The sequence below is a fragment of the Leisingera sp. G5_S3_59_S7 genome, assembly GCF_054968485.1.
Map to the genome: position 1 here is coordinate 1 of NZ_JBQKUH010000091.1, position 11,044 is coordinate 11,044.

An 11,044-nucleotide genomic window follows, 5' to 3' on the forward strand; every position below is an offset into this window, starting at 1 on the left:
CAGCCCGCCCGCAGTCCACAGCGTCAGCTGGGCCGAGCCGCTGAACCACGCGGCCAGCCCGACCAGCGCCGCCAGCGCCAGCGCCGTCGCCAGCAAATAGCGCGGTGCGGGCAGCCTAGTGCGGCTGGCAAAGGCATCCCGGAACAGCGAGGCCGCGCGGATGCGTTCGGCCCGCGCCAGCGGCCAGAGGGCAAAGATAAAGGCGGTCAGCACGCCATAAACCGCGGCCTCTGCCAGCGCCGAGGGGTAGAGCGAAAAGACTGCCGGAAACGGCAGCTGCGCCGCAATCAGCGGCCCCAGCAGCAGCGGCCCCAGCCCGCCCAGCACCAGCCCGATGCCCACACCGACCAGAGTGAGCGCGCCGATCTGCAGGAAGTAGGTAAGGAAAATCGTCTGCCGCTCCGCCCCCAGCGTGCGCAGGGTGGCAATGGTCGCGGTCTTGGTCGCCAGATAGGCCCGCACGGCGGCAGAGACGCCAACCCCGCCCACTGCCAAGCCGGATAGGCCCACCAGCACCAGGAACCCGCCCAGACGCTCGACAAAGGTGGTGATCCCCGGCGCGCCGTTGCGGGCATCGCGCCAGCGCATGCCGGTGGTTTCAAACAACCCCTCAGCCTCCGCCTGCAAAGCGGCCAGATCACTGCCCGGCGGCAGCTCCATCCGGTATTTGGTGTCAAACAACGTGCCCGGCTCCAGAAGGCCGGACTCTCCCAGATCCTCAGTCCTGACCATCGTGCGCGGCCCCAGCTCAAAGCCTGAGGCCGCGGCATCCGGCTCCAGCGCGATCATCGCCATCAGGGTGAAATCCTGCGTGCCCAGCCGGAAGGCATCCCCCGGCTGCAGCCCCAAACGGTCCGCCAGCACCCGGTCCATCACAGCGCCGGGCAAGCCGTCCGCGCCAGCCAGCGCCGCGTCCAGCGGCATGTCAGGGGCCAGCTTCATCTCCCCCTTCAACGGGTAAAGCCCGTCCACCGCCTTCACCTGGGTCAGCCCGCGCTCCTCCCCCACCGTCGCCATGGAGCGGAATTCGGCAATTTCGGAATGGCGCAGCGCCGTCCGCTCGACCCAGGCAAGCTCATCTTCATTGGCGAAACGGTAGGTGAAGTTCAGCTCGGCATCGCCGCCCAGGATTGTCGCGCCTTCACGCTCCAGCCCGGTCTCGATCGACGCGCGGATAGAGCCGATGGCGGCAATAACCCCGACCCCCAGCGCCAGACAGGCCAGAAAGATGCGGAAGCCCTTCAGCCCGCCGCGCAACTCCCGCAGGGCAAAGCGCCAGGCCAGGCGGAAGGCTGCGGCATTCATTCCGCCGCCTCGCGCGCGGCGTCCCCGTCGATCCGCCCGTCGCGCAGCCGCACCACCCGGTCGCAGCGCGCCGCCAGCTCCGGCGCATGGGTGACCATCACCAGCGTTGCGCCATAGCGGTCGCGCAGGCCGAACAGCAGATCCATCACCGCTTGGCCGTTGGCCTCGTCCAGGTTGCCGGTCGGCTCATCCGCCAAGAGGATCGCAGGCCGGGGCGCCAGGGCGCGCGCCAGCGCCACCCGCTGCTGCTCGCCGCCCGACATTTGCGCCGGGAAATGGCCCGCCCGGTGGCCCAGGCCCACGGCCTCCAATTCAGCCTGGGCGCGGTCAAAGGCATCTTTAACCCCCGCCAGCTCCAAGGGCGTCGCCACGTTTTCCAGCGCGGTCATGGTCGGGATCAGGTGAAAGCTTTGGAACACCACCCCCATGTTGTTGCGGCGGAACCGGGCCAGTGCATCCTCATCCATCGCTGTCAGATCCGCGCCCAAGGCGCTTACGCGGCCGCCGGTCGCCTGCTCCAGCCCGCCCATCAGCATCAGCAGCGACGACTTGCCGGACCCGGACGGCCCCACCAGCCCCAGCGTCTCCCCTTGCTGCACGTCCAGCGAGATTGCGTGCAAAATCTCTACCGGGCCGGTATTGCTATTGAGGGTCAAAGACGCATCTATGAGATGAAGAACGGGGCTGTTTTCCTGGGTCATCGGGCCTGCCTGTTGGATCCACCTTTCGGATATGGAGTGTTTGCGGCGATGCGCAAGATACTGGCACTGTTGAGTTTGCTGCTTTTTTCCGGCGCAGGCTGGGCCGAACCGCTGCGGATCACCGCTCTGGGCGACAGTCTGGTGCAGGGCTACGGGCTGCCGCAGGGCCAGGGACTGGTGCCGCAGCTGGAACGCTGGCTGAACGAAAACGGCGCCGAAGTGGAACTGCAAAACGCCGGGGTGTCCGGCGATACAACCGCGGGCGGGGCTGAGCGGGCGGAGTGGACATTGTCAGACAATCCGGACGGTCTGATCGTGCTTCTGGGCGGCAATGACCTGCTGCGCGGGCTGGCCCCGCAGGAGGCGCGCGCCAATCTGACCCGCATTCTGGAGACGGCAGAGGCCAAGGGCATTGAAACCCTGCTGGTCGGCATGAAAGCCCCGCGCAACTACGGGCCGGAGTACAAACAGGCGTTTGACGCGATCTACCCGGATCTGGCGGCAGAGTTCGGCGCGGTGCTGCATCCGGACGCTTTTGCGGGCATGGCTGCGGAGGCGGGCGGAGATCCTGCCGCGGCACAAGCGCTCATGCAGGATGACGGTATCCACCCCAACGCCCGCGGCGTTGCGTTGAACGCCGCTGCCATCGGGCCGGCGGCGCTGCAGCTGATCGAGGCGATCGGCGAGTGAAAACAGCCCCGTCAGTCAGGGCTGTTTGATATTCTCAAAGCAGATCGGAAGATCCGGATCAGGAGACCAGCGCGATATCCACTGCGGATTCACGGCCGTCGCGGCCTGCGCGCAGCTCATAGGTCACTTTCTGATTGTCCGCCAGGCCGGTCAGGCCGGAGCGCTCAACAGCGGAAATGTGGACAAAAACGTCCTTGCCGCCTTCTTCGGGTGCAATAAAGCCGTAGCCTTTGGTGGTGTTGAACCATTTGACGGTGCCAGTGGCCATCGTCGTCTTCTCCTAAGTCGTCACAGTTCTCTGCCCGCTTATGCGGCAGTCCGGCAAGGTTTGCAGATGGTCATGACCGCGCCGTGAAGGGTACAGTGATGGCATTCGCGTAACATCGCCGTGACAGAATTGAGTACGAATCCCCTCTCGTGCAAGAAAAATGCGTTGCCAGGCAGGGTTTCGCGGCAAAAACCCGCAGACCGGTGCCTAAAGCACCGTCACAACCGTGCCCAACGGCACCCGTTCGTACAGGTCCACTACATGTTCGTTCAGCATCCGGATACAGCCGTTTGAGACCGAGTGCCCGATGGTCTGCGGCTGGTTTGTGCCGTGGATGCGGAAATAGGTGTCGACCCCGTTCTGGAACAGATAGAGCGCCCGCGCGCCCAGCGGATTGTCCGGCCCGCCCGGCTGGATATACTCGTTGTCGATGAATTTCGCATAGGCCCGGGGGTCGCGTTCGATCATCTCGTCGGTGGGGCGCCAGGTGGGCCAGACCTTCTTGCGTTCGATCACCGCCTGGCCGGTGAACTCCAGCCCGGCCTTGCCGACACCGACGCCATAGCGGATCGCCTTGCGCGTGTCGGTCACGAAATACAGGTAGTAGGACCGCGGCAGCACCAGGATCTGGCCCGGGGCGAAATCCTTTTTGATCCGTACCTCCTGCGGCACGGGATCAAAGACCACTGGGTCCTTTTTGCGGGCCAGGGCAGGCAGCGGCAGCAAAGAGGCCGCGGCAGCCGCGGTGCCCGTGCTCAGAATCTTCCGGCGTGAAATCATGGCCATATCCCCGATTGTCTGTTGCAAGTCTTCTCATCTTCCGGCGGGAACAACGGCCGGTCAACGGCTTTCCGGACCCGGACCGGCAAGTGTTGCATGCAGCACTGCGACGAACCGCAAACAGCTGGCCGGCGGCCCCGGTGGCGCGCCTGTAATGGCCGCTGCAGCGGCCTTGCACGGCGGCGCGGGACGGCTATACCGGGGCCGTGCGACTGCTTGAGGAGGCGAACACATGGGAGCCAAGACGCTGACCTGCCTGTCCTGCGCCCAGCTGAACCGGGTGCCGCAGGACAAGCTGGGCCGCGGCCCGAAATGCGCCACCTGCGGCGCTCCGTTGCTGCCGGGCACGCCGGTGGAGGTCGATCCTGCCATCCTGCAGAAAGCGGTGCAGAACGACGACCTGCCGCTGGTGGCGGATTTCTGGGCGCCTTGGTGCGGGCCCTGCCGGTCCATGGCGCCGGAATTCGCCAAGGCGGCCAAGACGCTGGGCGTCACGGCCCGGCTGGTCAAGCTCAACACCCAGGACCATGCGTCCACCGGCGCCCGCTACCGGATCCGCGGCATTCCCACCCTGATTGCCTTTGAGCGCGGCAAGGAGAAAAAGCGCCAGGCAGGCGCCATGCGGCAGGGTCAGATCGTGGCCTGGCTCCGCAACTGAGGCGCGGCTCTCCCGCTGCCGGCGGTCAGAACTGGCGCTGCCCCAATTCCTGCGGTTTATCCGGCGTCTTGCCGGTCTTTGCGCTGTGCCGGCCGCTGCCGGTTTTGCGGCGGCTTCTGCGCCAGGACAGGGGCGCGATCAGGACCAGCGCCAGGACCGCGGCGGTAAAGGGATAGACCACAACTGCGAGCCAGACAGGCCAGCCGCCAAGGAAAACAGCAGCGAGCATCAGCCCCAAGCCGCCGATTGCGCCTATGACCGAACTCACCCAGGCCATGATATATCCCCAATGCGCCTTGTTTTCTATCAAGGGTAGAAACGGGATTGCCCCGAAACAACTGCCTAAGAGACTAGGGCAGTTGCTTCATAAGGGAAGGATTTGGCATCCAGTTATGCCCTGAGTGATGAACCCGGGCTTCCGGTGCGCCCCGCCGCTGCGCCGGTTCAGGCAGCGGCTGCATCCGGCCGCCGGGTATCCGTCCAGGGGCCGGGTCCGGGCGGTTCGCTGCGCCAGTACAGCAGGGCAGTGGTCAGCAGCGTGACCGCTGTACCCGCGGCCGCATAGATCAGAAAGCTGGCCCACAAAGCCATCCCTGCGGCGGCAAAGCTGATCACCGCGGCGCAAAGGCCCGCAACCATACCCAGAATGACACCTGCCCAGGCCATGAAACCCCCGCAATTCCGTGCAGCCCGGCGCAAGCGGCCCGCTGCTTCTGCGCCCATCATCCGGCCAAGAGTGTTATCAAATCGTTAAAATCGCGACAGTGCTGACAAATCAGCATAAAAACTAGGCGGGCGGGCACTGTTTCGAAGGTCGGGGCGGTTTTGCCGCGTAGATGCCCCTGGCCGGGCTCAGCCGTCTTTGAACTGATAACCAAACCGGTTGATAATCAAGCTCTCGCGTTCGGCGACGAGTTGGCGGGTCTCCGTATCGTAGAAATCCGATCTTTTTGCGGCGGCCGAGCGCGACGCGTTCATCGGCTTGCCCGCGCCAATCACAGAGTCAAGGGTTTCCGCCTTTGCCAGCTTGTGTTCGAGCATGACCGACCGGAAGTCGGCCGCAAGGGTCTCGGTATGCAGAAAACGGTCAATATAACAGTTCTCCTCGGCCCATTTCTCAAGAGCAGCGGGATCTCGCAGGCGTCCCGAATGCAGCGTTTTGCTGCCGGAACAATACAGATTGCAAAACCGGTAGCTGTACAGGCCGCTGCAGCAGTGAAGGCGCGATGAGTAATATGCACCGGACAGGACGGGAGCCAGCTTGGGATCCATCACTTTGCGAAGCCACGCTCGAAAAGCTTCGGGATTGTCCGGATCGGAATAAAGCTGCAGATTTGCCGTCCGGTCCTGGCGTGCCGCAGCGAGAAGGGCAGGGACGAACCCGGTTACCGCGCCGTACGGGTTTTGCGTGTAACCACGGCTCTTGAACGGCCGGAACCGGGTCAGAGCCAGGTACGGCCCCGACTTCCCCTTGCGTTTCACTCCATAAGACCAGAGAGAAAGGTAGTAATCCCAAGGGTTCCGGATCGTCGCAAATTTCAGGATGCCACTTGAGACGATGGCCTCGTCCGGCTTCAGGTGGTGTTTCACCTGTCTCTGCGGAAATTTGAGCGCTTGCAGCCAGTTCAAAACAGAAACGCTACCCGTTTTGTTCAAGTCAACGTAAACGAACTCGTCGGATAGAAACATGAAAAAACCTCAATCTGGGGCGGCTGCTCGGTCTTGCGTGTCTCGTAATCCTCCTTAGTTTAGCGCCGCCGGGCAGACATGCCAGCCGCGCCTCGCTTACAGCTCTGCGTTTCGGTCCCGCGGGCATCTGAGTCCTGACGGCGGTTTGACGTCTCACAGTCCTGATCATGATTTCGCTGAACAGGATTTTTGCACTTTTAGAGAATGGGAGCTGAACAAACGGGAGGCTGTGTTCAGCTTTTACCTTCTTCGGGCGTGTCACACAGTGGCCCGGGCCCTGTGCTGTGCAGCGTAGTTCGCAAGCTAGGGTGTTTTTGTATCAAGCTAGCGAATTCTTCCAGCAGCAGGTACAGGCAGTCAATTCAATAAGCTATGCAGAATTCTTCCGGATGGCCTTCAATATATTTTACCATTTGAAGTGCCAGGCCGGACACAAAGGTTTCGGCTTCCAAGCGTTGCCCGGCCGCGGACCGGAGCACTGCGTCTTTCATTTCGGTTTTGGCGCGTCTCAATGCTGAACGAAAGGCACTATTGCGCGCGTCCCCCGGAACCGTATCCAGCTGGCTAAGAATGGGGGCGATATCATTAGCAACGCGCTCCACATCGTCAGCTAGTTCTTTTTGGTTGAGCTTCCTTAGGCAGGATCCAACGTCAGCTGACATGAAACCTGCATTGCCCATGAATTGCAGGAAGCCTCCGTTCAAGATCTGAGCGCGAAAGTACTCCAAGCAAAAGAAGAGCATCTGCCCTTCAGTCAGCAGACCTTTGGAAACCAGTTCCCCCAGCGTGTCCAGTTTGAAGGCTTCCAGTGCAGCCCAGATTTCTTCTGAGCCAAATTCCCCGAGAAGCCTGTTGTAGTAATCTTCGATCCTCAGGTCGGGGTCAGGTTCGGGAGACAGATAGTCTGCCTCCCGGATTTTTGGCTTCGGCAGGATCAATTGATTTCCCGCCGAAAGCCATTTCAGCCATTTCACCGCACAAACTTCTTGTGCTTCAACCGCTTGGGCTCCAGCGCGTCCGGACCCAGACGGCGCTTCTTGTCCTCTTCGTAGTCTTCGAAGTTGCCCTCGAACCACTCCACATGCGCGTCGCCCTCGAAGGCCAGGATGTGGGTACAGATCCGGTCGAGGAAGAAACGATCGTGCGAGATCACCACGGCGCAGCCGGCGAAATCGACCAGCGCGTCTTCCAGCGCCCGCAGGGTCTCCACGTCCAGGTCGTTGGTCGGTTCGTCGAGCAGCAGCACGTTGCCGCCCTCTTTGAGCAGACGCGCCATGTGAACCCGGTTGCGCTCACCGCCCGACAGCAGCGACAGTTTCTTCTGCTGGTCGCCGCCCTTGAAGTTGAAGGAGGAGCAATAGGCGCGGGAATTGACCTGCGCGTCGCCCAGCTCGATGATCTCGGCCCCGCCGGAGATTGCCTCCCACACGGTGTCATTGTCGTTCAGGTCATCGCGCGACTGGTCGACATAGGACAGTTTCACGGTGTCGCCGTATTCAACAGTGCCTTCGTCGGGCTGCTCCTGGCCGGTCAGCATCTTGAACAGGGTCGATTTACCGGCGCCGTTGGGGCCGATCACGCCGACAATGCCGCCCGGCGGCAGCGAGAAGTTCAGACCCTCGATTAGCTGCTTGTCGCCATAGTGCTTGGCGAGGCCGTTCACTTCGATCACTTTCGACCCCAGGCGCGGACCGTTCGGGATCACGATCTGGGCGCGGCCGACCTTTTCGCGTTCGGACTGGCTGGCCATCTCGTTATAGGCCTGGATACGCGCCTTGGATTTCGCCTGGCGGGCTTTCTGGCCCTGGCGCATCCACTCCAGCTCGCGCTCCAGCGTCTTCTGCTTGGCCTTGTCCTCGCGGGCTTCCTGCTCCAGCCGCTTGGCCTTCTGCTCCAGCCAGGCGGAATAGTTGCCCTCGTAAGGAATGCCGCGGCCGCGGTCGAGCTCCAGGATCCAGCCGGTAATGTCATCCAGGAAGTAACGGTCGTGGGTGACACACAGGATGGTGCCCTTGTAGTCGATCAGGTGCTGCTGAAGCCAAGCGATGGTCTCAGCGTCCAGGTGGTTGGTCGGTTCGTCAAGCAGCAGCATGTCGGGCGCTTCCAGCAAAAGCTTGCACAGCGCGACGCGGCGGCGCTCACCGCCCGACAGGTTGGCGGGCATCGCATCATCCGGCGGGCAGCGCAGCGCCTCCATCGACACGTCCACCTGGCTGTCCAGATCCCACAGGTTCTGGGCGTCGATCTCGTCCTGCAGCTTGGCCATCTCCTCGGCGGTCTCGTCCGAGTAGTTCATCGCCAGCTCGTTGTAGCGGTCCAGGATGTCCTTCTTGGCCTGCACGCCCAGCATGACGTTTTCGCGCACGGTGAGGTTTTCCTCCAGCTGCGGCTCCTGCGGCAGGTAGCCGACCTTGGCGCCCTCGGCCGCCCAGGCCTCGCCGGTGTAGTCCTTGTCGAGGCCGGCCATGATCTTCATCAGGGTGGACTTACCGGCGCCGTTGACGCCGACGACACCGATCTTCACGCCGGGCAGGAAGGAGAGGTGGATGTTTTCAAAGCATTTCTTGCCACCCGGGTAAGTCTTGGAGACACCCTGCATGTGGTAGACGTACTGGTAGGAGGCCATTTGATTGCTCCGTTAAGGGGGGAATTTGCTGGCGGGAGTGATAGCGGAAGGGCGCAGGCGGGGCAATGAGGGATGCGGGGCCTGGCCGGGTCTGCCGCCGCACCGGCGCTTTCGGGCCGCCGCGCCAGCGCGCCCTTGCCCGACTCACCCCTTCGGGCGCAAAGTGGGGGGCACCAGAAACTTGAGGGCGCCCCGGATTGCCGTTTGCCGCGCCCAGACCTGAAGATGCCGCCGGAGTGCGGGCCGCGCCGGCCCCCGGTCTCACACCGGGCCGTTCCGGCCCGATGGCGGCGCAGACCTGAGCCAGAGCGGCCCGGGGACCTTCACAGCACAGGAGGACCCCACGATGATCGCCTCACGCCTGAAACATCATCTCGAGGCACAGGGCCTGCCGTTCGGCACCGTCCGCCACCCCTACACCGCCACTGCGTCGGAATGCGCGGAATCGGCGCATGTGCCGGGGGACCACCTGGCCAAGTCAGTGCTCATCCATATGGAGGAAGGCCCGGTTCTGGCCGTGGTGCCGTCCAACCAGACCGTTGACCTGCACGCGCTGCAAACGATGATGGACCGCCGCCTTGGGCTGGCGCCGGAACATGAACTGAACCAGGTCTTTGACGACTGCGATCCGGGCGCGGCGCCCTGCGTCGGCGCGGCCTACCACGTGCCCACCGTCATCGACGACAGCCTGACCGGGCTCGACAAGGTCTGGTTCGAGGCCGGCGACCACAAGACGCTGATCGAAATGAAGGGCGACGATTTCGACACCCTGATGAAGGACGCCAAGCACGGTTCCTTTTGCACGGTCCACTGACGCGCGCGCCAGCGGCCCGCAATCCTGATCAACCGGCCAGCTGCCCCGATCCCCGGGGCGGCGCCTGCCGGTGCGTCAGAAATCGAACAGGTCTTCCAGGAAGTTCTTCTTGCTCTTTTTCTTGTACGGCTTGCTGTAGCGCGGGTCGTGATGCCCGCCGCGGTCCTCATGGCGCTGCGGCTGCGGCGCGGCCTGCGCGGGCTGGGCAGAGCGCTCGATGATCTTGTCCAGCTCGCCCCGGTCCAGCCAGACGCCGCGGCACTGCGGGCAATAGTCGATCTCCACCCCGGCGCGGTCGGCCATGACCAGAGTGGTTCCGTCAATCGGGCACTGCATATTCTTCTCCTTGCTCAACTCCTGCACTTCACGTGGGCAGTGCACCTGTGCTGCGCAAGACAAAGACAGCGCAAAAAACGCGGATCTTGCGGCTTTCCGCCCATTTCAGGATCGCTGACGCATGGTAAGCTGCCCCCAAATCAAGGAGGCAAAGATGAGCAGCAAGACCATCCAGGCGGGGGCTCTCGCCCTGATCCTCGTGGCGGCCCCGGCCTATGCCAGGGGCGGAGAGGGCGGCGGCGGCGGAGACGGCGGCGGCGGCCAGAGCAGCGGGCTCAGCTCGCGAACCACGCGGGCGGTTGCCACCACATTGACCCGCGGTTTCGACCGCTGCGGCGAGCTGCCGCAAGTCTACAAATTCGACTGTTACCGCCACACCTACAAGCTGGCGGCGCAGAAGCTGGACAGCAACCAGTCCTATGCCGAAGCGGCGCGGGCGCTGGTGCTGGTCGAGGACACCCTGACGCGGGCCGTGAAGCAGAACCTTGACCCGGCGCAGAAACCGGTGCGCAAGGGGCTGAACTATTACCGGGCGGTCAAACCGGCCGCTGTGCCGCAGGTCAAGCGGCAGGCAGAGCGGGCGATGCAGCAGGCGGAAACGATCCTGCTGCGCTCTCCCGCGGACAAGAAGGTTCACTTTGCCCGCATCGCCGAGGCGGTGAATTCCAACAAGGTTTTGCTGCGCTCTGCGATGCTGCCCGGCGCCGCAATCCGGCTGGCCTGGCACCTCCTGAAAAAGGCGGTGCCCGCCTGATCCTGTGAACCCGCCTCAGCGCACCACATGCACCGCGCAGGCCGCGTGGCGCACCACATGGCCCGACGTCGATCCCCAGAGAAAGTCCTGCATCGACGGGCGGTGCGAGGCGAGGATGATCAGGTCCGGCTTGTTCTGCTCGGCCCAGTCCAGGATGGTGCGGCCGGAATGGCCCTCGATCAGCACGCCCTCGGCGTTGGGCAGGGACTGCGCCAGCCCGTCAAGCTCCGCCTGCAGCGCCTGGCGGGTGTCTTCCATGAAATCCGCCGGGACATAGGAAATCGCATAGGCCGGGACCTGTTCGATCACATGCAGCAGCGTCACCTTGGCCCCCGGCGCCGAAAGCAGCCGCGCCACTTTCAGCGGCCCGGTCACGTCGCGCTCCGGATCAAAGGAAATCGGCACCAGAACATTATGATACAT

General features: G+C 63.5%; 15 protein-coding genes. 4 read left to right on the forward strand and 11 right to left on the reverse strand.

The features are described from left to right. A partial coding sequence (locus ACTRWG_RS21860; RefSeq protein ID WP_462829935.1) for an ABC transporter permease occupies positions 1–1,305 on the reverse strand: 1,305 nt, incomplete at its 3' end. After that, on the reverse strand, positions 1,302–2,006 hold the full coding sequence (locus ACTRWG_RS21865; protein ID WP_027236433.1) for an ABC transporter ATP-binding protein: 705 nt from the start codon (positions 2,004–2,006) through the stop codon (positions 1,302–1,304). The genes ACTRWG_RS21860 and ACTRWG_RS21865, both read right to left, overlap by 4 nt. 48 nt (positions 2,007–2,054) lie before the next feature. On the opposite strand from ACTRWG_RS21865, the gene ACTRWG_RS21870 reads away from it, so the two are divergent. Further along, positions 2,055–2,696, forward strand: coding sequence for an arylesterase (locus ACTRWG_RS21870; RefSeq protein ID WP_027236434.1), 642 nt, complete (start codon positions 2,055–2,057; stop codon positions 2,694–2,696). 58 nt (positions 2,697–2,754) lie between these two features. On the opposite strand, the gene ACTRWG_RS21875 is transcribed toward ACTRWG_RS21870, so the two are convergent. After that, complete coding sequence (locus ACTRWG_RS21875; protein ID WP_027236435.1) at positions 2,755–2,964, reverse strand: cold-shock protein; 210 nt, start codon at positions 2,962–2,964, stop codon at positions 2,755–2,757. Between the two features lie 207 nt (positions 2,965–3,171). Further along, positions 3,172–3,744: a L,D-transpeptidase gene (locus ACTRWG_RS21880; protein ID WP_027236436.1), complete on the reverse strand. Its 573-nt coding sequence runs from the start codon at positions 3,742–3,744 to the stop codon at positions 3,172–3,174. Between the two features lie 232 nt (positions 3,745–3,976). Between ACTRWG_RS21880 and trxC the strand changes: the two genes are divergently transcribed. Further along, entirely contained in the window at positions 3,977–4,402 is a 426-nt protein-coding gene (gene trxC, locus ACTRWG_RS21885) for a thioredoxin TrxC (protein ID WP_027236437.1), read from the forward strand. A gap of 25 nt (positions 4,403–4,427) precedes the next feature. On the opposite strand, the gene ACTRWG_RS21890 is transcribed toward trxC, so the two are convergent. The 5 genes from ACTRWG_RS21890 to ettA form a co-directional block, all read right to left on the reverse strand. Further along, complete coding sequence (locus tag ACTRWG_RS21890; RefSeq protein ID WP_027236438.1) at positions 4,428–4,679, reverse strand: hypothetical protein; 252 nt, start codon at positions 4,677–4,679, stop codon at positions 4,428–4,430. Positions 4,680–4,846: 167 nt separating this feature from the next. Then, positions 4,847–5,068, reverse strand: a complete 222-nt coding sequence (locus ACTRWG_RS21895) for a hypothetical protein (protein WP_051357869.1) — start codon at positions 5,066–5,068, stop codon at positions 4,847–4,849. Between the two features lie 186 nt (positions 5,069–5,254). Then, entirely contained in the window at positions 5,255–6,091 is an 837-nt protein-coding gene (locus ACTRWG_RS21900) for a hypothetical protein (RefSeq protein WP_154667785.1), read from the reverse strand. Positions 6,092–6,453: 362 nt separating this feature from the next. After that, positions 6,454–7,065: a DMP19 family protein gene (locus ACTRWG_RS21905; RefSeq protein WP_462829936.1), complete on the reverse strand. Its 612-nt coding sequence runs from the start codon at positions 7,063–7,065 to the stop codon at positions 6,454–6,456. Beyond that, a complete protein-coding gene (gene ettA, locus ACTRWG_RS21910) occupies positions 7,062–8,717 on the reverse strand; it encodes an energy-dependent translational throttle protein EttA (RefSeq protein WP_027236441.1) in 1,656 nt (551 codons plus the stop codon). The genes ACTRWG_RS21905 and ettA overlap by 4 nt, the downstream gene beginning before the upstream one ends. Positions 8,718–9,063: 346 nt before the next feature. On the opposite strand from ettA, the gene ACTRWG_RS21915 reads away from it, so the two are divergent. Further along, a complete protein-coding gene (locus ACTRWG_RS21915) occupies positions 9,064–9,531 on the forward strand; it encodes an aminoacyl-tRNA deacylase (protein ID WP_027236442.1) in 468 nt (155 codons plus the stop codon). 75 nt (positions 9,532–9,606) lie between these two features. Here ACTRWG_RS21915 and ACTRWG_RS21920 read toward each other — a convergent pair whose 3' ends face one another. Further along, positions 9,607–9,867 carry a TFIIB-type zinc ribbon-containing protein gene (locus tag ACTRWG_RS21920; protein ID WP_027236443.1) on the reverse strand — a complete coding sequence of 87 codons (261 nt, stop codon included), beginning with the start codon at positions 9,865–9,867 and terminating at the stop codon, positions 9,607–9,609. Positions 9,868–10,021: 154 nt separating this feature from the next. Here ACTRWG_RS21920 and ACTRWG_RS21925 point away from each other — a divergent pair, with 154 nt between their 5' ends. Beyond that, complete coding sequence (locus tag ACTRWG_RS21925; RefSeq protein ID WP_027236444.1) at positions 10,022–10,621, forward strand: hypothetical protein; 600 nt, start codon at positions 10,022–10,024, stop codon at positions 10,619–10,621. Positions 10,622–10,636: 15 nt separating this feature from the next. Here the strand turns inward: ACTRWG_RS21925 and ACTRWG_RS21930 are convergent. Beyond that, positions 10,637–11,044, reverse strand: a 408-nt coding sequence (locus tag ACTRWG_RS21930; protein WP_027236445.1) for a universal stress protein, incomplete at its 5' end; no start/stop codon positions are given.